The following is a 21,905-nucleotide window of genomic DNA, read 5'->3' as shown; positions in this document are numbered from 1 at the left end:
ATGCCGAAAGACCGGACGTCGCAACGGACGGGGGCGCGGCGGGCGCAGGGCGAGCCATGATAACGAGAAACAGTGGGACGGGATTTCAATGTCTATATCGGCAGGTTCGCAAAAAAAATGATCAGGAAATGATGAGGTTGTCGGCTAGCTCGTTGCGGTCGTCGACCCTACGGGGAAAGTGGCGCGCGAGCTCTTCTCCACAGGTGGCGATGACGCCGCAGACGGCCTCACCGCCTCGACCGGCTCGCAGCCCCTGGGCAAGCTCTTCGGCGAGCTTTTTCCAGTAGCCCGGGGGGATCTTTTCGTTGATGCCGCGGTCACCTACGATCCAGACTTTGCGCTCGAGAAGCGAGATGAAGATGAGGATCCCGGTTTCCTCCCGGGTCTTATAAAGCCCCTGCTGGTAGAAGGCGACCAGGGCGCGTTCCTGCACCGCCTCGGTTAGACGCCTGGGGCCGACGAAGGAAAGTTTTAGCTGCGGAAAACGGCGCAGGAAAAAAAGCAGCGGCAGGTAAAGCAGGGCCACCACCGGTATGTAGGTCCAGATGGTGACGTGATGCCACAAGACGGCGACCACCACACCAATAAAACCGGCGAGGAGCAGGGCGCCTAAAGCCTCCGCCTCACGATAGCGGTCACTCTCCGAGACCACCATGGTGGCGATTTCACCGCTGGACGCCGCTTCGGCACGAACCACGGCCTGACGGATCGCCTCTTTTTCCGCGTCGCTGAAATAATTGTGAGCAATCGACTTATGCGAAAGGTCCATCACCAGTCTCCCGAAGCGCCGCCGCCGCCGAAACTCCCGCCGCCACCTGAAAAGCCGCCCCCTCCCCCGCCGAAGCCGCCTCCTCCGAAACCGCCCCCACCGTAGCCGCCGAAGAAAGGGGGGCCGCCCATGAAGCCGCCCCGTCCACCTGAGGAGAAGAGAAAGGCGATGAAGAGACCGGCGAGAAAACCTGCCACGGCAAGTATGCCGAGAAGCAGCATCGAGAGCCCGGAGAAGGATATGAAAGCCGCGATGGGAAGTCCGATGGCTCCGGCCACACCGCCAAGAAAACGGGAAATGCCGCCCAGGAACACGGAGGCGACCAGCACGAAGAGGAGCAGGGTGAGGATGGGGGGGGCGCCCTTTTTGCCGTGACGCAGATCGGTCGGTTCCGCCTTGTACTCGCCGCGGACCGTGGCCATGATGGCGGCGACACCTCGGGCGATGCCGACGTCGAAGTTCCCCTGCTTGAAGGCGGGGGAGATCTCGTTGCGGATGATGCGCCCGGACATCAGGTCGGTCAGCTTACCTTCAAGGCCACGCCCCACCTCGATCCTGATCTTGCGATCGTTCTTCACGACCAGCAGCAGCGCGCCGTTGTCCTTCCCTTTCTGGCCGATCTGCCACTTTTCCACGACTTTTATCGAGTACTGCTCGACCACCTCACCTTCCAGGCTCGGAATGGTGAGGACCACGATCTGGGTGGAGTCGCTCTTCTCGAAGGCGGTGAGCTCGTCCTCGAGTTCACGTGCCGCCTGAGGAGAGAGCATCGAGGCGTAGTCGTTCACGTGCCCACGCAGGGGTGGCACCTCGGCGGCCCAAGCCCCCCCTGCCACCAGAAGCGCTATCAAAAGGAAGAGCAGTTTCTTCATGAACTCCCACACCTCGCTCTCATCCTGCTGCTTTTCGATTAACCGATAAGGTTAAAACTTGACCTTCGGCGCCACCTTCGCTCCCTCTTCAGCCTTGAAGGGCTCCTTGCGCTGCAGGTGCAGGAGCACGGAGTTGGTAAGTGAATTCGGGAAAGTGCGGATCGAGGTGTTGAAGTCCTGGACCGACTGGTTGTAACGCACGCGCGCAACGTTAATGCGGTTCTCGGTCCCTTCAAGCTGGTTCTGCAGGTCCATGAAGTTCTGGTTGGCCTTCAGTTCGGGGTAGCGCTCGACGACAACCATCAGGCGCGAAAGGGCGCCGGAGAGCTGGGATTGTGCCTGCTGGAAGTTCTGCATCGTCTTGGGGTCGTTGATAGCGTCCTTGGTGACCTGCATCGAGCCCACCTTGGCACGTGCTTCGGTGACCGCCTTGAGCGTGTCCGCCTCGTGTTTCGCATACCCTTTCACCACCTCGACCAGGTTGGGCACCAGGTCGGCACGGCGCTGGTAGGAGGCCTCTACGTCGCCCCAGGCTGCGAATACCGCCTCTTCCTTGGCCTGCATGGTGTTATAGCCGCATCCGGAAAGGGATGCGATGGTCATAAGCGCAACGAACATCAGGATCAAGCGTCTCATAGTCTCAACCTCCTTGAATAGCATGTGCACAATAATAATCATGAGTGGGACTAATGTCACCCTCTAAGCGGAAAAAAACAAGGAATATCAGCGGGCCTCAGATGATAAGACGAAGATCACCGGTCAGGCTGTAGCAGGCGAGCAGGTACATGGCGGCGTTCCACGACTGCCTCGGCATCCCCATCGGTTCCCCGGTCCTGCCGTGAAACCACTCGTTGAATTCCCATCCGTTGACGCGGCTGCTGTGCGCCATCTTGACCAGTTCTTCACGTGCCATCTCCTTCTCTCCGAGGGCCGCGAGCAGCATCACCCAAAAGCCTCCCACGAAAGGCCAGGCGCCACCGTTATGGTATTGCCAGGGGAGGTTCTGCCTGTGCCGTGCCATGTAGGAGCGCCAGGCGCCCGAGTGCTCGTCGATGGGGACCCCGACCACGCGCACCGGGTGCGGTTCGTGAGCCCTGAGTGCGACCACCGCGGAAACCATCTTGCAGGCGTCGGAAGGGTACCCGAGACCGGTCAGGTAGGCGAGGATGTTGCCGAAGATGTCGACTTCCTCTCCCCAGGCGGACAGGTTGACCCAGCTCAGCATGAAGGGGGTGGACCGGCTGCGGTTGCGGATGTAGTGGCGCATGAGGCGCACGCGTTTTTGGAAAGGTACGGCTGCATCGAAGGGGTGAAAGAGCTGCTGTGCGAAACGCCTGGTCTCGCCGGTGCAGGGGAGCTGGTAGAGCCGCTTGACCCAGTACCAGAGCGCGTTGGTGTAAAGCACGAAGCCGGAGCGGGGCATGATATCGGCCCAGTCCGAGGCCTCGTTTTGCTGCAGCAGGTGCCATCCCTGATGTTCCTGGCATTGCAGCCATTGGAGGGCACGGTCGGAATGGGCGGCGAGCCGCTCTGATAAGCCGAGCCGGCGGTGGGTACGGTCGAGAAAATGGAGCGCGATCAGCCACCAGAGGGTCGCGTCGATACACCCTGCGTACCAGAAGTCGACCTCTCCCGTTTCCGGCTTCACGTACTTCGGGATCTGCCCGTTTCCCGCCTGGTGCCGTGCCAGGGTCAGCACCCCCTGCTGCGCCGCCTGGACGAGGGAGTCCTCGCCGGAAACGGCCATGCCGAGGGCGCAGATGGCGGCATCACGTCCGAAGATGGCGTCGTAGTTGCGCGCGCTCGAGCGGTCGTTGCGCGCAGAGGCGAGCACACCGTAAGAGGTGGAGTTTTCCAGCAGAAGAGCGATCGCCTCGCGGCGGCACTGCTCGAGCAAAGCGGTGTCGGTATCCACGCACGGCTCGGCGGGCAGCTGTGGAGCGTCGGTCACTTGAGGGGCACCATCTGATAACTTGCCCGGCCGTTTTTCACCCGAACCACGATGATGTGATAGACGCGCTCGCCGTAGCGGCTCATCCAGGCAAGCGGAGCCCCCGCCCCGCCCGAAACGAAGGCGGGTTTGCCGCCGAAGAGGTCACGGTCGTAGACGTGCGAGTGGGCGAAGAAGCTTGCCTGGACCGGACTTGAGGAGGCGATGACGCGCTCCAATTCGGCGGCACCGTCGGTAAAGGTGTGACCGCGCCAGCGCGAAGTCTGGGGCGGCACGTGCATGGCGAGAAAAGTCGCTTTCGGCGCCGCGACGAGCTCCTCCCGGAGGAAGGAAAGCTCTGGAGCCTTCAGCTCCTCTTCGGCGTTGTCGACGACGACCACCCTGAAGCCGAGCCGCTTGCTCCCGAAGCGGTATTGCCTTGGTGCAACCAGCTTCTCGAAGACGGTCGGGCTCTCATGGTTGCCGAAGACCACGAAGACCGGGATGCCCGGGACGGTACTCTCCACCAGCGACAGGAACTTCCTCGTTTCTTCTTCGCTCCCCTTGTCGGAATAATCGCCGCCATGGAGGATGAAGAGCGGCCGGTAGGTGGCGGCAACGCTCAGCGCCTTCTTGAAGACGGCATCGTTGCCGCGGCTGTCGCCGAGCACGACGAAGCTGTAGTCGCCGAGGGGCGCCTTATCGGCAAGCTGCTGCAGGAGAACGCTGGAGCGCTGAAACAGGGTCTCGGCATGAACGGCGGAGACGGTCCCGAAACAGACCAGCAGCAGAAGGATCAAGAAGGAAAAGTGAGAGTGGAACTTGCAGGTGCGTGAACGACTAGAGGTTGGAGACATTGGGGTTGTTGATCTCGATACAGAGTTTGCACAGCTTCTCAATGGTAGCTACCTGTGCGGCAGTGAGCCCAGTAGTGTCAGGCAGCCTAAACGAGCGACAGTCACAGCAGCGACAAAGAATCCCAAGATCAAGACCTGTATCGTACGTTTCCATGTCAGAGCCCCAGCAAAAAGCATGTGCTGTTTTTAATCTGAGAAATGGTAACACAATCTGAAAGCTATGGCAAGGTTCTTAAACTTCTGCTTCGAGCGTCATAGTCGTCGGATCAGCTTCTTGATAGTGTGCGGCGTTTTTTGGCACCCGCGCGTGCCTTGCTTGCATCGTTCTTGGCAACCTTGGCGGTGATCTTGCTGCGATGCCCGGCGCGAGCCTGTACCGCCCGACGTCCCGGCTTGACCGAACACTTCGCCGCACGACGATCGTCACGGTGCCCGAATAAGGCGAGCCTGAAACGGCGAGGCTCCTTCCTGAACACGGCGGCCGACGCCGCGATGATGCGGGCTTTCACGGCCTCCGCTTCGACTGCAGGCACCTCGTCACCCGCCCCTACCCTGAAGTCGGCGGCGGCAACGGTGGAAACGTTGCGGCGCAGTTGGTTGAAGTTGTGCACGTTACGGTAATCGACGCGCCTGGTCAGCATGATCACGAACATGTCCTGCTGGGGGTCGATCCAGATCGAAGAGCCGCTGTAGCCGGTGTGGCCGTAGGAGGCATCCGAGAACAAGGTCCCCTTCGGTGCGGAGAAGGGTGAAGAGATATCCCAGCCAAGGCCGCGCTTCACCCGGCCGTTGTTGCATAGATACGGGGTCGTCATCTGGCCGACCGCCTCTTCCGAGAGGATCCGGGTGCCGTCGAGGGTACCCTTCCCCAGCATGAGACGCGCATAGCGTGCGAGGTCATAGGCCGAGCTGAAGAGACCGGCATGCCCGGCAACCCCGCCCAGAAGGCGCGCGTTCTGATCCTGCACTACCCCGCCCTGGCTCCCGGAGGTCGGGGCGATATCGCTTGTGCCGTCACGCGAGGGAAGAAAAGCCGTGTCGCGAGTGCCGAGCGGAGTGTAAATCTCTTCGCGGCAGAACCGGTCCAGCCGCTCGCCGGAAACGCGGTGCACCAGTTCGCCGAGCAGGATGAAGTTTATATCGGCATACTCGAAGCCCGAGCCGGGAAGGCGCGACCGCTGTGCCGCCACCTTGCGCACGAGCCCATCAACGCTGCGGTCCTGGCCGACCATCACGTCGGATAGGCCGGAGGTGTGGGTCATCAGGTTTAGGATGGTGATGCTTCCCTTGTCGGTGCCTGCAAGTTCGGGGAACCAACGGGAAAGGGGGTTGGTGAGCGCGATGCGTCCCTCGTCCAGGAGTTTGATGACCGCCGGGGTGGTGGCGATCACCTTGGTAAGGGAGGCGACATCGAAAATGGTACGGTCGGTGATGGCGGGCGCCCCGGCGGAGGGACTCACCTGGCCGCGCGCCGCGGTGGCGAGGATCCCCTCGTGATTGCCGACCACCACCACCCCGCCTGCGATGAGGTCGTCGGCCATGGCACGTTCCAGAAGGCGATCGAGGTTTGCAGTGGTGACGGAAGCGGTAACCGCGGGGTCGACCATGGCGTGGAGCTTGACCGGGGCGAGAAGCGGGAACGACAGGAGTAACAGAAACAGGACTATAACGCGCACGAGCTTCCTTTTACGTTCCGTGTTGCCACAGAAACTTCGAGTTAGGACTGCGGTTGACGTTGAAGTGCAGAAGCGGGAGGTTTCGGCGGGCGAACGGTCTTCTGCAGGAAAACAAGCTGGAAGCTACGATACAGGATGGGCTGGGATTTTTTTGTGACGGAGGTCACGTTTTGGCGCTGAAACAACAAAGGCCCCGGGGATTCCCGGGGCCTTTGTTTGCCATAGAGGCGAAACTTACTTCATGCTCGGCAGGTCGTGAACATCGAGGTGGCAACCCAGGCATTTCGGGAAGCGATCCAGGATGGTCTTCGGATGCGGAGCCTTGTGGCACTCGGTGCACTGCGGGATGTAGCCGTGCTTGGATTTGTGGCAGGAAGCGCAGGCGACCTTGTTGTGGCGGCTGGCGGTCTTCCTCAGCTTTTCAGCGATCTTGCCGTGGCAGGAAGCGCAGGTCTGGTTCCAGTCGGTACCCTGGTAGGTGACCATCTTCGGCTTGTGAACCGAGTGGCACTTGGCGCAGGCTTCAACAGGCTGATCCCTGTAGTGCGGCCTGTGGCACATGAAGCAGGACGGCTTGTAGCCGTGCGAGGTGTGGCAGCGGTCGCAGGAAACGTTGGTGTGCTTGCTCGGGAACTTAACCAGCTCTGCCTTCTCGTCGGCATGGCAGGTGGCGCAAGCGCCGGCAAGCCTCGGGGTCATGGCAACCTTGCGCGGGGTGTGCGGGTTGCTGTGGCAGCTGGCGCAGTCCTTCGCGGTCGGACCGTGGATATCGGTGTGACAGGAGGCGCACTTAGGCATCACCTCGTCGTAGTTGGCCTTTTTGGGATTGTAAGCGTGGATCACGGTGTGGCAGGCCTGGCAATCGAAACGGTGCTTGCCGCCGGCGTTCTTCAGGCCGTTGAAGGCGCCGGTGTGACACTGGGCGCACTGCTGCGGGGTAAGCGCAGCCGGAGCGGTGGCGTACATCTCGGGCTTTTCCGGGATGTCAACGGTCGCCATCTTGCCCGCGAAGGCCGTAGAAGCGACGAGAATCAAGGCCGCGATGAACAGCGACAGACTACTTTTTTTCATCATTCCTCCCCAAAATAACATTGTATTCACTGCAATCGACTGATCCTAATACTACCTAACATGAGTATCTGTCAAGAGAGTTGTGACAAAAGCCGACCGAAAAGGTGGGTGTAAAGGAAAAGTCACAGCCGGATGAGATCCTCGTGTGGCTCGTCGGAAGGGTTGATGTGGATCATGACGTCCCCCACGTTGTTGAAGTGGTCGAAGATGCGTTTTTTGACCTCGGTCGCGATGTCGTGAGAGTGCTTGACCGTCATGTCGGGGGGCATGTCGAGCTTTAAGTCTACTATGAGGTACTGTCCTGAGTGGCGGGCCCTTATCTCGTGCACCTGGTCCACCCCCTCGACCGATCCGGCCAGGCGCGAGATGGCGTCGAGGATCTCCTGTTCGGGCTGGCCGTCCATGAGCTCGTGCGCCGAGGTGCGGAAGGTGTGGATGCCGATGTGGAAGATGAAAATCGAGGTGACGCCTGCGGCGATCGGGTCCATGATGCCGAAGCCCATATAGGCGCCGCCGACGCCGATCAGGGTGGCGATGGATGTGACGGCGTCCTTTCTGTGATCCTTGGCGATGGCGAGCAGCGCCGGGCTGCCGAGGCTCCCCCCCACCCTGATGGAATAGCGGTACAAGGACTCCTTGACCACGATGGTCGCCGCCGCGGTGACCACGGCGACGAGTGCCGGGGCCTCATAGCTACCCGCTCTGACGGTGGAGGCGGCCCCGTAAAGGACCCAGGCACCGGTGCCGCAGATCACCAGGGAAACGAGGATGGCGGAAAGGCTTTCCACTTTGCCGTGTCCGTAGGGATGATCCTCGTCGCAGGGCTTGCGCCCCACCTTGAGGGCGATGATGGTCAGCCCGATGGCGATGAAATCACAGGCACTCTCGATACCGTCGGCGAACACGGCGCCGGAATGGCCGTAATGCCCGGCGGCAAGCTTCATGACCATGAGGACGGCGTTACTCCAGAAGCCGATCCTGATCACGCGGTCCGCCTTGTTGAAGCGCTCCCCCCTTAACATGTTCCCTCCGGGCGCAGGTCCTTCACCGTGAGCTGGAGCGAGGTCCTGCCGTTCCACACGTTGATCGCCGGCGAGAAGAGGAGGTCCACCCGACCGTCCGGGATCCCTTTTTCGGCAAGGCCGAAGGCGATGGCGTCGAAACTGCGCCCACCCTGCCCTACCCTCAGTTTCAGATGCCCGCCCCTCAGCACGCGGCTCTCCTCAACAACGGCGCTCTTCAGAACGAAGAGCGGTTCCGGGTTCCCCATGCCGAACGGCTTCAGCCGCTCGAGCTCTTTGACAAGCCCCTGGTCGATGGCCAGGGCTTCGAGCTCCAGGTCGAAGGCGAGCGTCGGCGTGAGCGCATCGGCGTCGAGGACCTCCTGGGCGGCTTCATCGAAGCTGAGCGCGAAACGCTCCAGCTCATCCTGCGCTATGGAGAGGCCTGCGGCATGGCTGTGTCCGCCGAAGCGCAGCAGGTGGTCGGCGCAGCTTTTTATGGCGTCCAGCAGATGGAAACGGGAAATGCTTCGCCCGGAGCCCCGCCCGGTGCCGTCTTCGAAGGCGAAGAGGATGGCGGGACGGTGGAACATCTCCACGATGCGGGAGGCGACGATGCCGATCACGCCGGGGTGCCACATCTCGGAGCCTAGCACGATGCTCTTTCTGCCGCGGCAGGCACCCTGCTCGAGCATGGCGCGCGCCTCCTCGAAGGTGGCCCGTTCGAGGGCCTGCCGCTCGGCGTTCGCCTCGTCGAGCTCTTTTGCTATGGTGCGGGCGCGCGGGGGATCGCTGCAGAGGAGAAGCTCGAGCCCTAAGGCTGCGTCCTCGAGTCGCCCCGCCGCGTTGATGCGGGGAGCAAGACGGAAGCCGACCGCGCCGCAGCCGATGTCACCCGTTATCCCCGCCACCTCCTTGAGCGCTTCTATGCCGACCCTGCTCCCGGAGCTAAGCTGTTTCAGCCCGTAGCTCGTCAGCACCCGGTTCGTCCCCAAAAGCGGCACCACGTCCGCGATGGTGCCAAGGGCCACCAGGTCGAGGTACTCCCTCAAGTCCGGCTCGCTGCCGCGCTCGAAGCGCCCTTCCTCGCGCAGCCTCGCGCGCAGTGCGACGACGAGGTGAAAGGCGACACCGACGCCGGCCAACGATTTGAAGGGGAACGGGCACCCCGGCTGCAGCGGGTTCACGATGGCGCAGGCGTCGGGCAGTTCCGCCGCCGGAGCATGATGATCGGTGACGATCAGGTCGATACCGGCCTCGCGGCAAAGGGCTGCCTCGGCAACTGCAGTGATGCCGCAGTCAACCGTGACGAGCACCTTGGCGCCCGCCTGTGATGCGGCGGCAACGCCCTGGGGGGAAAGGCCGTACCCTTCGGTGAGCCGTTTCGGAATGTACGGGAAGCAATCGAGGCCGATGCCCCTGAAAAAGCTGATGAGAAGCGCGGAGGAGGTGACGCCGTCCACGTCGTAGTCACCGTGCACGCAGACACGCTCGTTATCGGAGAGGGCACGCGCCAGCCGCTCCACCGCCTGCGCCATCCCCTTCAAAAGCATGGGATCGTGCAGCTTGGAGAGGACCGGGTTAAGGTACGCCTCGGCGTCGTCCGGAGTCGAGACGCCGCGCTGCGCAAGAAGGCGGGCGATAAGCGGAGAGACGCCGCAGCGCGCGAGCTCAGCTATGGTCCCGGCATCGGCTTCTCTTGCCCGCCAGCATCTATCCGTAACAGGTTTCATTCACCTTCCCCCCGATGAAAAACAGTGAGCAATAATATCATAAGCGCCGCGCCCCTGCGAAACTAATGTGGTGCGGCACCGGGCAAAAAAAAACCCGCCGAAGCGGGTTTTTCTTCTACTTTTTGAAACTTGGGGGCATGTTCCCCATGGTGCTCAGATCGCTCTGGATCTGCTGCGCCGTCGGGCTCGTGGAGTCGAACTGCAGGTACTTCATCCACACCTCTTTGGCCTTTTCCGGCTGCTTCAGGTCCTGCCAATACACCACGCCGAGGTTATAGAGGCTCTGCAGGTGCTTGGGATCGATGGTCTGCGCCTTCTCGAAGTTGGCGATCGCCTTGTCATACCAGCCGATCTTTCGGTACATGATCCCCTGGTCCGTCATCACGTTCAGGTTTTTCGGATCCAGTTCCAGGGCCTTGCCGTAGGCGTTCACCGCCTTCTGGGGCTGATCGGTGTCGAAGTAGTCGTTTCCGAGTTGGATCCACGCCTGAAGGTTGTCCGGATCCTTGGCAACGATCTTCTCCGCTTCGATGATGCGGCGCTGGTAGTCGGTCGGAGAACCGGCGCCCTGCGGGACCGACATCTCCTGCTGAGGCGCCTTGTTGTGCCCGGCGATGCTGAAGATCAGGTACCCGCCGAGAAGCCCCACGATCAACGCCACCACGATGGTGAGTACGTTTTCCCTGTTCACGGCACCTCCTTAGGCGGCCTCAACCTCTACCGCTTTCTTTTCCCAAACCGCGACGATGGGGCTCGCCACGAAGATGGAAGAATAGGTGGCCACCACGACCCCCACGACCAGCGCGAAGGCGAAATCGTGGATCACCTCGCCACCGAAGAGGAAGAGAGAAACGGCAGCAAGGAAGGTGGTCACCGAGGTGATGATGGTACGGGAAAGGGTCTCGTTGATGCTGCGGTTGAAGATGATGAGCATCGGGTCCTTGAGACTCTTGTGCATGTTCTCGCGGATACGGTCGAAGACGACGACGGTATCGGTGAGCGAGTAACCGGCGATGGTGAGCACCGCGGTGATGAAGAGGATGTTGACCTCGCGGTGCAGCACGTAGAACACGGCGATCATGGCCAGGACGTCGTGCATGGTGGCGACGACCGCGCCCACGCCGAACTTGAAGTCGAAGCGCCAGGCGATGTAGATGATGATCCCGAGCATGGAGAGCGCCACGGCTACGAGGGTGTCCTGCTTGAGCTTCTCCCCGATGGACGGGCCGATCTCGGTGGAGCTTTCAACGGTGAAGCTGTTTCCGGGGATGCCTGCTTTCAGCGCGTCGGAAACCGCGTCGGCGGACTTGCCGGTCGACTTGTGCATCTTGATGAGGATCTGGTTGCCGCCGGTTACTTCCTGCAGCTCCACTTCCTTGATGCCGGCCTTGCCGAGCGCGTCACGCACGGCCTGGCTGTTGGCAGGCTGGGCGAACTTGATCTGCATCGAGGTGCCGCCGGAGAAATCGATCCCCATGTTGGCGGTCCCGCGGGCGATGGCGATGATGCCGAGAATGCCGATGATGGCCATGATGCCGGAGGCGAGGAAGGAGAACTTCCTCATGCCGATGAAGTCTATGTTGGTCTTCTTGATCAGTTCCATGTTCGTCCCCCTCCTTATATGCTGAGTCTCTTCACGTGGACGCGTTCCAGGAAGGCGTCAAAGATCACCTTGGTGGAAACAAGCGACGTGAACAGGTTGATGATGATACCGAGGCTCAGGGAGACGGCGAAACCCTTGACCGGACCGGTGCCGAACTGGAACAGCACCGCCGCGGTGATGAGGGCGGTCACGTGCGAGTCCATGATGGTGAGAAACGCCTTGTCGTAGCCTGCGTCGAGGGCTGCGTGCGGCGTCTTGCCGAGCCGCAGCTCCTCCCTGATCCTCTCGAAGATGAGGACGTTGGAGTCGACCGACATACCGACCAGGAGAACGATAGCAGCGATGCCCGGCAGGGTCAGGGTGGCGCCAAGGGCCGAGAGCGCGCCCATCAGGAAGAGGATGTTCAGCACCATCCCGAAGTTCGCCACCATGCCGGAGATCTTGTAGTACATCGCCATGAAGCTCACGACGAGAAGTACGCCGATGAGGCCTGCCATGAGACCCTTGTGGATCGAGTCGCGCCCGAGGGAAGGACCGACGGTGATGTTCTGCAGGATCTTGACCGGTGCGGGAAGCGAACCGGCGCGCAGCACGATGGCGAGGTCGGCGGCGTCCTTCTCGGTGAAGGAGCCGGAGATCTGGGCGGAACCGCCGGAGATCCTCTCGCGGATCACCGGAGCGGAGTAGATGTTGCTGTCGAGCACGATGGCGAAGCGCTTGCCGACGTTGGCCGCGGTCACCTGGTCGAACAGACGCGCGCCCGTCGAGTTGAACTCGATGGCGACGTAAGGCTGGTTGTACTGGGAATCGATCCTGATCTGGGCGTCGGTCAGAAGCTCGCCGGTGATCATGGCTTTCTTCTTCACGACAAGCGGCGTCTCGCTGACCGCGCCGGTGGCGGGATCGGTTCTCTTCTCGTAGAGGAGCTCGTCGTCCTCGGGGACCGAGCTTGCGGTCGCGGTTGCCGCGTTAACGGACTCATCGACCAGCTTGAACTCGAGACGGGCGGTCTTGCCGATCAGCTCGATGGCGCGCTTCGGATCCTTGATGCCCGGGAGCTGCACGACGATGTGGTTGAGCCCCTCACGCTGGATCACCGGTTCGGAAACGCCGAACTGGTCAATCCTGTTGCGGATGGTCTCCAGGGCCTGCGCCACGGCGCGGTCCTTCCTGACCTGGGCTTCCTTCTCGTTGATGCGCAGCTGCATGTTGACGAAGCCACCCTCGTCGAACACCGGAAGGGCTTCGAGGTCGGGGTACTTCTTCTTGACCATGGCCTGCACCTTGTCGGCGGAACCGCGGTCGTAAAGGGTGAGCTGCACCTTGTCGCCGCCAAGACGGGCCACCCTCTTGAAGCGGAGGTTCTGGGAGTTGAGAGAGTCCTCAAGGTCGGTTGCGATCAGCTCGAGGGAGCCTTCGACGGCCTTCTGGGTCTCAACCTCCATGACGAGGTGGGTACCCCCCTGCAGGTCAAGACCTAAGTGGATCTTGTCCTTGGGGAGCAGACCGCTCCACCACGTGGGGAGCGTGTCGACCAGCGTCGGCGTCAGGTAGACGCACGAGGCGATGATGAAAATAAGGATGAGAGAAATGCGCCAGGTATAACCCTTCATGGGAAAAGCTCCTTTCGGAAAAATTGGATCAATGCATTAGTCCTGCTTCACAGACGCAATATACCCCTTGTTGATCCTGACGTTGACGCCGGGAGCGATCTCGAGGGTCACCACCTGGTCGTCCAGTGCGGTCACCTTGCCGTGCATGCCGCCGGCAGTTACGACCTGATCGCCTTTCTTGAGCGCGTCCAAAAGCGCCCTGTGCTCCTTGGCCTTTTTCTGCTGCGGCCTGATGAGCAGGAAGTAGAAGATGGCGAACATGAATACCAGCGGGATCACCCCCTGGAACTGGGCCATCATACCTCCGCCCGCAGCAGCACCCTGGGGGGGAGCAGCCATCGCAAACGCCAAACCTAACATTTAGTTACCTCCTGGATTGTTTTCTTACTCTTTCACTGGTGCAAAGCGGCGCTTCTTGCCGCATAGAAATCTTTCCTGAACTGCACGAACTCGCCTTTGCCGATCGCCTCCCGTACCTGTTTCATCAGGTTCAGGAAGAAGTGCAGGTTGTGCCAGCTGTTCAACCGCGAGGCGAGGATCTCCTGGCTGCGGTACAGATGCCGGAGATAGGCCCTGCTGTAGTTGCGGCAGACGTAACAGTCGCAAAGGGGATCGATCGGTCCCTGGTCCTCGGCGAACTGCGCCCCCTTGATGTTGATCCTGCCGAAGCTCGTGAAAAGCGCACCGTTACGCGCGTTTCTCGTGGGCATGACGCAGTCGAACATGTCGAAGCCGTTGTAGACCGCCTCGACGAGGTCTTCCGGGGCGCCGATCCCCATGATGTAGCGCGGCGCGTTTTCAGGAAGGATGTCGCTGCACTCCTGCATCATGCCGTGCATCACTTCCTTTTCCTCGCCTACGGAGAGGCCGCCGAGCGCATAGCCGTCGAAACCTATGTCGGTGATCTGTTTCGCGCTCTCGCGCCTCAAGTCCCCGTGCATCCCCCCCTGGACGATGCCGAAAAGGGCCTGGTCCTCGCGTTTGTGGGCGTCCTTGCAGCGCCTGGCCCAGCGCGTGGTGAGCTCGAGCGATTTTTCCACGTATCGGCGCTCCGCCGGGTACGGCGGACACTCGTCGAAGCACATGGCGATGTCGGCGCCGAGCGCCTCCTGGATCGCGATGGAGACCTCGGGAGAGATGAAGTGGCGCGAGCCGTCGATGTGGGAGCGAAACTTCACCCCCTCCTCCGAGATCTTTCTCAGTTCGCCGAGGGAGAAGACCTGGAAGCCGCCGGAGTCGGTCAGCATGGGACGGTCCCAGTGCATGAAGCGGTGCAGGCCGCCCAGGCGCCCGATCAGCTCGTGCCCGGGACGCAGGTAGAGGTGGTAGGTGTTCGCCAGGATGATCTGGGAGCCGACCTCGACCAGTTCCTCCGGGGTCATCGCCTTCACCGTCGCCTGCGTGCCGACCGGCATGAAGATCGGGGTCTCGATCCTGCCGTGCGTTGTTGTCAGAGAGCCGAGCCGGGCCGAGCAGCCCGGGTCCTTCTTGATGAGTTCAAACGATATGGCTGCCAATAACTCTTCCCGTCATTAAATTCTGTGAAACCGTCTCGGTTTTTAAGTCCCCCTTTGCGAAGGGGGATTTAGGGGGATTTAGCCGGGGTTGGCAGAGGCAAATCCCCCCCGCCCCCCTGCGCAAAGGGGGGAGCCCAGGCCCCACGTCTCTTTTCCGTGCAATCGCCCTGCGTCCGCGGTGTCACCCGCTTCCATTTCGGGGGCGTCACACCCTCCCCCTCCGGCATCAGGAGATGAACATCGCGTCGCCGTAGCTGAAGAACCTGAAACGCCGCTTCACCGCCTCGCCGTAGGCGTGCAGCATGGTCTCCTTCCCGGCGAATGCGCACACTAACATAAATAGTGTCGATTTGGGGAGATGAAAATTAGTTATCAGTGCGTCGACCACCCGGAAGCGGTACCCGGGAAGGATGAAGATGTCCGCCTCGCGCTCCCCGGCCACGAGTTCCCCGGAGGACGCGGCATGCTCCAAAGCCCGCAGCGACGTGGTTCCGAGGGCGATCACCCTCCCCCCCGCCTCCTTGGTCCTGCGGATGGCGGCGGCGGTCTCCTCGGGGATCCGATACCTCTCCCGGTGCATGGTGTGCTCGGAGAGTTCCTCCACCCGCACCGGCATGAAGGTCCCAAGCCCCACATGCAGGGTGAGCGGCGCGATCTGAACGCCCCGGCTCCGTATCTCGTCCAGAAGCTCCGGAGTGAAGTGCAGCCCGGCGGTCGGGGCGGCGACGGCCCCCTTCTCGCGGGCGAACACGGTCTGGTAACGCTCCAGGTCCTCCCCCTCGGGCTGCCGCTTGATGTAAGGTGGAAGCGGCATGCTCCCGGCCCCCTCCACCCAGCTCATGAAGTCGGCCGCCCCCTCGAAGAGGACCTGCCACTCCCCGTCCTCGCGCGACACCACGGTCGCGTTGACGCCGCCGGGAAGGAGGATCCGGGTCCCCTTGCCGGGGGAGCGGGAGGCCTTGATGAGGCAGCTCCAGATCTCGGCCGCGCCGGGGAGACGGCGCACCAGGAAAACCTCGACCGCGCCGCCAGTCTCCTTCTGCCCTTTGAGCCGTGCCGGGATCACGCGGGTGTCGTTCAAAATCAGCAGGTCGCCCGCCCGGAACTCTCCGGCGATGGAGGCGATGGTGGTCTCGGCGACCGCCCCGCTTGCGCGATCCAGGGTCAAAAGCCTCGAGGCGTCCCTGCGGCTTGCCGGGTGCTGCGCGATCAGCTCCGGCGGGAGTTCGTAGTCGAAATCGGAAAGACGCATGTTATCGACCGTACCCCTCGGCAAGCTTCACCCCGGGGTAGTAGTAGGTCAGGATCTCCCGGTAGGCGAACCCCTCGTTGGCGCGCCCCTTGGCGCCCCACTGACAAAGGCCGACCCCGTGCCCGGAGCCGGTGCCGGCCACCTGGAGCCCGTCACCTTTCATGCGCAGTTCGAAGTTGGTGCTCTTAACGACGCCGTAGCCTAGCGCCTTTCTGAAGGCGACGCCCGGAACGGTGACCGACCCGCGGGCACACTCGGCAACCACGTCCTGCACTCTGCCGCTTTGGTTGCGCCCGCGCACACGGAGCTCTTTGAGCCCGGAGACCGGATACCCGGCCGACCTGAGCGCGCTCTCCACCTTGCGCATGGTGAGGTTCACATCCCACTTGATGGGGTTGGACTCGCTGCAGTAGCGGCAGGGGACGCCCTGGAGGTACGGGATGGAGAGTCCCCAGACGTTGCGGGAGGACTCGGTGTGCCCGGCGCAGTTGGAATGGTAGAAGGCCTGGATGATCTTGCCGTCATAGGTCAGGACCTGGCCGGCAGTCTCGCGCACCCCGTAGGCGGCGCGGCCGTCCTCGGCATCGGCGCCGTCGTAGACCTGGTCCATCACGCTCGACTCGAGCTGGTACGCGGCGCCTCGGCGGGCCTGGATCTGGTACATGGCGTAGGAACGAGCGATGACCGCCTGCGCCTTGATCGCCTCGATGGGCCAGGCGGAGCTGATCTCGCAGTTGATGAGCCCGATCAGGTATTCCTCGAGCGGCAGCTCGTTCACGACGAGGAGCCCCTTGTCTCCCGGGGTGACCTCGATGAGGGCACGGTACCCTTTGCCGTTCACGGTGACGCGGGAAAAAGCCGAGGCGACCAGCCGGTTCACGGTCCTGCCGTTCACGGTTACCGCACTTCCCGACCTCTTCACCTCAAGGGGCATATCGACCCGGAGCGGCTCGCCGCTGCCGTCGGTAAGGAGCACGCCGTCGCCGTCGATGCGGACCGTTTCCGCCCCTCTCAAGAGAGCGACCCGAACCATCTCGGGTCTCGTCGCGGCGGCACTCGCTCCGGCGGCGAGGCAGATGACAACTATGATCAACGTCCTGAAGAAACTCATCAATTCCGTTTACACATGGGTTTGGCGCGAGCCTGAAAAGCCCTAGATATAAACCATGGAACAGCCGACAAAGTCAATAATTTTGTCGTTCTAATGCTTGGTCGCAGGGGGCGTAATTGGCAAGCGTTTTGCTGTCATTCTCATTAAATGTATGACGACACCGTCGCGGCAGGGAGGGGTCCCCTCCCCCATCTCGCGCTAAGGTGCCGAACTCAATCGGTTTGGGGCCGTCGTCGCGGCGCCGCCTATACTAAATAAACTGTTGCCAGAAGTTGAAAAAAAGGCTATATCGCTGTGTGGCCTAGCGTTTTTGCGTGATTTGCCGCACACCTATAAGTACGGAACCGTATGTGCAACTCCCTTAAAATCAAGATACTGGCCCTGATCACTGTCATACTTGTGGTCATTATCTCTACGGTGGCCTATCAGAACTACCGGCAGCAGAAGGAAATGCTGCACGAGATTGCGAACCGCAACACCTCGGTACTCATTGAGACGATAAAGAGTTCCGTTGCCAACGCCATGCTCTCCGGCCGTTCCGACGAGGTCGCCGCCATCTTCGCGCGGATCAAGTCCCGCGAGTTCGTGAACTCCATCAGGATCGTCAACGAGTCGGGGAAGATCCTCAACTCCGCCGACCGCGAGGAGATCGGCAGCACGCTCCCCGAGCTCGGCCGGCAGCAACTACCGACCAGAAACCTCTCGGTACTCCCCGAGGACGGGGTCTTCCTCTCCTACGCGCGCATCTTCAACGCCCCCCAGTGTTATAAATGCCACCCGGCAAGCAAGGAGACGCTCGGTCTGCTCGAGATCAAGCTGTCGCTGGGCTACATGAACGGGTTCATCACCCGGGAGCGCAACATAGCCGTGGTCTCCGCGATCATGCTGGTGCTCCTTACCGTGGCAACCATATTCGTATTCCTCGTCATCTACGTGGAGCGCCCGATACGCAAGCTGGTCCGGTCCATGGAGAAGGTGGAGCACGGCGAGTTCGACCAGGAGATCAGCCTCACCTCGAGCCACGAGATGTACACCCTCGGCAACAGCTTCAACCACATGGTCGGCACCATTGCGAACCTCATGGAGGCGACGGTAAACCATGAGAGGGAACTCGCCCGTGCCCAGGAGAAGCTGGAACACCACCGAGAGACGCACCAGATGAACGGCAGGCTCGAGGAACAGATCCGCGAGATCGAAAACCTGAACATCACCCTCGAGGAGCGCATCGAGGAGATCGAGGAGGCGAACTACAAGATCGCCGACCTCGCCGGGGAGCTCGAGGACAAGAACACCAACCTCGAGAAGGCGGTCGCCAAGCTCTCCACCCTGAACCGCTTAGGTCTCGCCATCAATTCCACCATCGAAGTCGAGGACCTCTACCAGCTCGTGGTGAAGACCACCATGGACACGCTCCAGGCCCAGGTCGGCTACATCGTGCTGTACGACGCCGAGCACGGTGAACTGCGCATCACCAACCTGATCGGTTACCGCGACCCGAACTCGCAATACCTGCGCGTCCCGATGAAACCCTCCAGCGTTTCCAGCTGGGTGATCCAGAACAGCAAGCCGCTGCTCATCACCGACATCGCCCTGACGCCTGAGTTCGACCGGGTGAGCCCGCTCGGCTTCGAGAGAAAGACCCTGATCTGCGCGCCGCTCATGGTGAAGGACGAGATCATCGGCACCCTCACCGTAGTCAACAAGCTGAACAACACGGTCTACAACCACGAGGAGCTGGAGCTCCTCTCCACCATAGCCGCCCAGGCCTCCATCGCCATGAAGAACGCGATGCTCTACGACGAGCAGCAAAAAACCTACCTGAACACGATCCAGGCGCTCGTCTCCGCCATCGAGGCCTCCGACAGCTACACCAGGGGGCACTCCGAGCGCGTCACCCGCTTCTCCTTGGCGCTCGCCCGCAAGCTCGAGCTCCCGGCCAACCGCCTCAAGGTGATCGAGCGCGCCGCGATCCTGCACGACATCGGCAAGATCGGCATCGACCTCTCGCTTTTGCACAAGGAGGATGCCCTCACCAGCGAGGACGTCGCGGAGTTGCAGCAGCACCCGAGCATAGGGATGAAGATCCTGGAGCCGATCGAGTTCTTACACGACGTCCGCCTTTGCATCGGGCAGCACCACGAGCGCTACGACGGCAAAGGGTACCCAAACCGCCTCACCGGCCAGGAGCTGCTCCTAGAGTCAAGAATCCTCGCCATCGCCGACAGCTTCGACGCCATGACCTCGGACCGCCCCTACCGAACGGCACTGAAGCTCGAGGTAGCCATACAGGAGCTCGCCGAGAACGCCGGAACCCAGTTCGACCCCGAGCTCGTGCCCATCTTCATCAAGCTGTTGAAGACGCCGAACTTCCTGCCGCACCGCGAGGAGCAACAGGGTCTGCACGTGGTGCCGGCCTCGCAGAAATCAAGTAGCAACGCGCCGCACTCCTGTATTGCCCAGTAATCCGGATAATGGTATAAGGTAAACTTTTCGCAGCGCGGCCCGCAGAGCCGGTTCGCGCCATTTTTGTACCCCAAATGACCCGGAGAGCCCCGTGCCGGTACTTCTCGAAATAACAGGACTGCGTACCGAGTTCCGCGTGAAGGGCGGCACGGTAAAAGCGGTGCGCGGCGTTGATCTCGCCGTGGAGGCGGGGGAAACCCTGGCGCTCGTCGGCGAATCGGGCTGCGGCAAGAGCATCACGGCCGCCTCGGTGCTGCGACTGGTTCCTCCTCCGGGAAAGATCGTCGCCGGGTCGATCCGTTTCAAGGGGAAGGAGCTCCTCGAGCTCTCCGAAGAGGGGATGCGCGAGATCCGCGGCAACCGGATCGCCATGGTGTTCCAGGACCCGATGACCTCGCTGAACCCGGTCTTCACCGTCGGCTATCAGGTGGCGGAGGGACTGCGCATCCACCGCGGCCTCTCGGCGGCTGCCGCCGAGCGCGAAGCGGTCGACCTGCTCACCCAGGTGGGGATCCCGGCGGCTATAGAGCGCATAAGGGACTACCCGCACCAGCTCTCGGGCGGCATGCGCCAGCGCGTGATGATCGCCATGGCGCTTGCCTGCGGGCCTGAGCTCGTCATTGCCGACGAGCCGACCACCGCCCTCGACGTCACCATCCAGGCCCAGATCCTCGAGCTTTTGGACCGGCTCATGGCGCAAAACCGGATGGGGCTCGTCCTGATCACGCACAACCTGGGGATCGTGGCCGAGCGCGCCCATAAAACCGCCATCATGTATGCCGGCGAGATCGTCGAGAGCGCCGCCACCTCCGAACTCTTCGCAAACCCGCTGCACCCGTACACGAAAGGGCTCCTCGCCTCGCTCCCGGAGTTCGGTACCCCCGGGGAAAAGCTCGCCACCTTCGCCGGGGGCGTGCCCGACCTGAAAAGCGACTTCATCGGCTGCCCCTTCAGGGAGCGCTGCCCGATCGGCGACGCGGAGTGCGGCAAAGCGAACATCGAAATGCGGGAGGTGGCGCCGGGACATCTCGTGCGCTGCAGGAAGGTATCGTGACCCCCATACTGACCGCCGAAAACCTTGTGAAAGAGTTCCCGGTACGCGGAGGGATGTTCGCCCCGAAAAGGACGCTCACCGCCGTCGCAGGGGTGGACCTGGAGCTCTACCCGGGGGAGACCCTGGGTCTTGCCGGCGAGTCCGGCTGCGGCAAATCGACCATGGCGAGGCTGCTGACGGGGCTCACCGCGCCGACCTCCGGGAGCATCCGCTACCTGGGTCGCGAGCTCGCCGCAATGTCGAAGGAGGAGCTCACCCGGTACCGCAGCGAGGTGCAGATGGTCTTCCAGGACCCCTTCTCCTCGCTGAACCCACGCATGCGGGTCGCCGAGATCGTCGGGGAGCCGCTCGCGATCCACGGCATCGGTAACGCGTCCGAGCGGCGCGAACGGGTCGCGGAGCTTTTACAACGGGTGGGGCTTTCTCCCGAACAGATGATGCGCTTTCCCCACGAGTTTTCCGGCGGGCAGCGCCAGAGGATCGGGATCGCCCGCGCCCTCGCCGTCGCCCCCAAGCTCGTGATCGCGGACGAACCGGTTTCCGCGCTCGACCTCTCGATCCAGGCGCAGATCATCAACCTGCTCCAGGAGGTGAAAAAGGACCTCGGGCTCTCCTTCCTCTTCATCACCCACGACCTCTCGGTGCTTCGGCACATGAGCGACCGGGTGGCGGTGATGTACTTAGGTAGGATCGTGGAAACCGGAAGCCGCGACGCGGTGCTCTCGCGCCCCCTGCACCCTTACACCGAGACGTTGCTCTCCGCCATCCCGAGCATCGATCCGAACAGGCGCAGAAAGCACGTGATCGCCAAGGGGGAGCTCCCCTCCCCGGTGTCGCCCCCGAGCGGCTGCCCCTTCCACCCGCGCTGCCCGTACGCGCAGGAGGTGTGCAGCCGGAAGCGCCCCGAGCTCGAAGAGAAGGTGCCGGGACAAAAAGCCGCCTGTCATTTCTCTGAGGAGATCTACCTAGGCGGCAGCAAGTAATTCGTTGACAAGTCCAATTAGCATATATAGATTGTTTTCTAGCACAGACGGAGGATACCAACTTGGCATTTGACAAGACGAAGGATTACGGGAAAGAAGCGGAAATGCTGAAGGTGCTCGGGCACCCGATCCGCCTGAAAATAGTTGCGGGGCTTTGCGCCCAGGAATGCAACGTGAAGCACATCTGGGAGTGCCTCGCATTGCCTCAGGCGACCGTGTCGCAGCACCTGGCGCTTTTGAAGAACAAGGGGATCATCGAGGGGACCCGCGACGGGGTCGAGGTGCACTACGCTGTGGTGAGCCCGTTCGTGCGCAGGCTGATCGAGATCCTGCACGCCGAACCGTAAAAGAAGCATTTAGGCGGCAACAGGCTTTTGTGCCGCACCCTCTCGGGGGTGCG

At 61.9% G+C, this 21,905-nt stretch carries 20 protein-coding genes; 4 read left to right on the top strand and 16 right to left on the bottom strand.

All coding sequences use genetic code 11. The features are described 5' to 3' along the window. Nucleotides 1-121: 121 nt before the first annotated feature. The 16 genes from E8L22_RS10970 to E8L22_RS10895 all read right to left on the bottom strand — a co-directional run bounded on the left by E8L22_RS10970 (nt 122) and on the right by E8L22_RS10895 (nt 16,987). On the bottom strand, nt 122-769 hold the full coding sequence (locus E8L22_RS10970) for a TPM domain-containing protein (RefSeq protein ID WP_136525217.1): 648 nt from the start codon (nt 767-769) through the stop codon (nt 122-124). Next, nucleotides 769-1,641 carry a TPM domain-containing protein gene (locus E8L22_RS10965; protein WP_136525216.1) on the bottom strand — a complete coding sequence of 291 codons (873 nt, stop codon included), beginning with the start codon at nt 1,639-1,641 and terminating at the stop codon, nt 769-771. Before E8L22_RS10965 ends, E8L22_RS10970 begins: the two co-directional genes overlap by 1 nt. 51 nt (nt 1,642-1,692) lie before the next feature. Further along, entirely contained in the window at nt 1,693-2,277 is a 585-nt protein-coding gene (locus tag E8L22_RS10960) for a LemA family protein (RefSeq protein ID WP_136525215.1), read from the bottom strand. A gap of 97 nt (nt 2,278-2,374) precedes the next feature. Further along, nucleotides 2,375-3,556 carry an amylo-alpha-1,6-glucosidase gene (locus E8L22_RS10955; RefSeq protein WP_136525214.1) on the bottom strand — a complete coding sequence of 394 codons (1,182 nt, stop codon included), beginning with the start codon at nt 3,554-3,556 and terminating at the stop codon, nt 2,375-2,377. A gap of 32 nt (nt 3,557-3,588) precedes the next feature. Next, nucleotides 3,589-4,371, bottom strand: coding sequence for a metallophosphoesterase family protein (locus tag E8L22_RS10950; RefSeq protein WP_246044620.1), 783 nt, complete (start codon nt 4,369-4,371; stop codon nt 3,589-3,591). 323 nt (nt 4,372-4,694) lie between these two features. Next, on the bottom strand, nt 4,695-6,104 hold the full coding sequence (locus tag E8L22_RS10945; protein ID WP_136525212.1) for a serine hydrolase domain-containing protein: 1,410 nt from the start codon (nt 6,102-6,104) through the stop codon (nt 4,695-4,697). Nucleotides 6,105-6,338: 234 nt separating this feature from the next. Then, nucleotides 6,339-7,175, bottom strand: a complete 837-nt coding sequence (locus E8L22_RS10940) for a cytochrome c3 family protein (RefSeq protein ID WP_246044619.1) — start codon at nt 7,173-7,175, stop codon at nt 6,339-6,341. Nucleotides 7,176-7,297: 122 nt separating this feature from the next. After that, nucleotides 7,298-8,197, bottom strand: coding sequence for a cation diffusion facilitator family transporter (locus tag E8L22_RS10935; protein WP_136525210.1), 900 nt, complete (start codon nt 8,195-8,197; stop codon nt 7,298-7,300). After that, complete coding sequence (gene recJ, locus E8L22_RS10930; protein WP_136525209.1) at nt 8,191-9,909, bottom strand: single-stranded-DNA-specific exonuclease RecJ; 1,719 nt, start codon at nt 9,907-9,909, stop codon at nt 8,191-8,193. The genes E8L22_RS10935 and recJ overlap by 7 nt, the downstream gene beginning before the upstream one ends. Before the next feature lie 115 nt (nt 9,910-10,024). Next, nucleotides 10,025-10,600, bottom strand: a complete 576-nt coding sequence (locus E8L22_RS10925) for a tetratricopeptide repeat protein (RefSeq protein WP_136525208.1) — start codon at nt 10,598-10,600, stop codon at nt 10,025-10,027. A gap of 9 nt (nt 10,601-10,609) precedes the next feature. Then, entirely contained in the window at nt 10,610-11,512 is a 903-nt protein-coding gene (gene secF, locus E8L22_RS10920) for a protein translocase subunit SecF (protein ID WP_136525207.1), read from the bottom strand. Nucleotides 11,513-11,526: 14 nt separating this feature from the next. Beyond that, nucleotides 11,527-13,125, bottom strand: a complete 1,599-nt coding sequence (gene secD / locus E8L22_RS10915; protein ID WP_136525206.1) for a protein translocase subunit SecD — start codon at nt 13,123-13,125, stop codon at nt 11,527-11,529. 36 nt (nt 13,126-13,161) lie between these two features. Then, the gene (yajC, locus tag E8L22_RS10910; protein WP_136525205.1) at nt 13,162-13,485 is read right to left on the bottom strand and encodes a preprotein translocase subunit YajC; all 324 of its coding nucleotides are present in this window, start codon (nt 13,483-13,485) and stop codon (nt 13,162-13,164) included. A gap of 32 nt (nt 13,486-13,517) precedes the next feature. Beyond that, nucleotides 13,518-14,642 carry a tRNA guanosine(34) transglycosylase Tgt gene (tgt, locus tag E8L22_RS10905; RefSeq protein ID WP_136525204.1) on the bottom strand — a complete coding sequence of 375 codons (1,125 nt, stop codon included), beginning with the start codon at nt 14,640-14,642 and terminating at the stop codon, nt 13,518-13,520. 226 nt (nt 14,643-14,868) lie between these two features. Continuing rightward, a complete protein-coding gene (queA, locus tag E8L22_RS10900) occupies nt 14,869-15,894 on the bottom strand; it encodes a tRNA preQ1(34) S-adenosylmethionine ribosyltransferase-isomerase QueA (protein WP_136525203.1) in 1,026 nt (341 codons plus the stop codon). Nucleotide 15,895: 1 nt separating this feature from the next. Next, a complete protein-coding gene (locus tag E8L22_RS10895) occupies nt 15,896-16,987 on the bottom strand; it encodes a SpoIID/LytB domain-containing protein (RefSeq protein ID WP_246044618.1) in 1,092 nt (363 codons plus the stop codon). A gap of 366 nt (nt 16,988-17,353) precedes the next feature. On the opposite strand from E8L22_RS10895, the gene E8L22_RS10890 reads away from it, so the two are divergent. The 4 genes from E8L22_RS10890 (at nt 17,354) to E8L22_RS10875 (ending at nt 21,852) form a co-directional block, all read left to right on the top strand. Then, a complete protein-coding gene (locus E8L22_RS10890; RefSeq protein WP_136525201.1) occupies nt 17,354-19,468 on the top strand; it encodes a GAF and HD-GYP domain-containing protein in 2,115 nt (704 codons plus the stop codon). Nucleotides 19,469-19,559: 91 nt separating this feature from the next. Beyond that, nucleotides 19,560-20,522 carry an ABC transporter ATP-binding protein gene (locus E8L22_RS10885; protein WP_136525200.1) on the top strand — a complete coding sequence of 321 codons (963 nt, stop codon included), beginning with the start codon at nt 19,560-19,562 and terminating at the stop codon, nt 20,520-20,522. Between the two features lie 53 nt (nt 20,523-20,575). Next, entirely contained in the window at nt 20,576-21,505 is a 930-nt protein-coding gene (locus E8L22_RS10880; RefSeq protein WP_246044679.1) for an oligopeptide/dipeptide ABC transporter ATP-binding protein, read from the top strand. Nucleotides 21,506-21,567: 62 nt separating this feature from the next. Next, the gene (locus tag E8L22_RS10875; protein ID WP_162604587.1) at nt 21,568-21,852 is read left to right on the top strand and encodes an ArsR/SmtB family transcription factor; all 285 of its coding nucleotides are present in this window, start codon (nt 21,568-21,570) and stop codon (nt 21,850-21,852) included. The last annotated feature ends 53 nt before the right edge of the window (nt 21,853-21,905 follow it).

Origin of the sequence: Geomonas ferrireducens (assembly GCF_004917065.1) — a bacterium.
In the GTDB taxonomy this organism is placed as follows: Bacteria; Desulfobacterota; Desulfuromonadia; order Geobacterales; family Geobacteraceae; genus Geomonas; species Geomonas ferrireducens.
The sequence above is the reverse complement of the archived record's forward strand: the minus strand, read 5'-3'. Positions and strand labels throughout refer to the sequence as shown.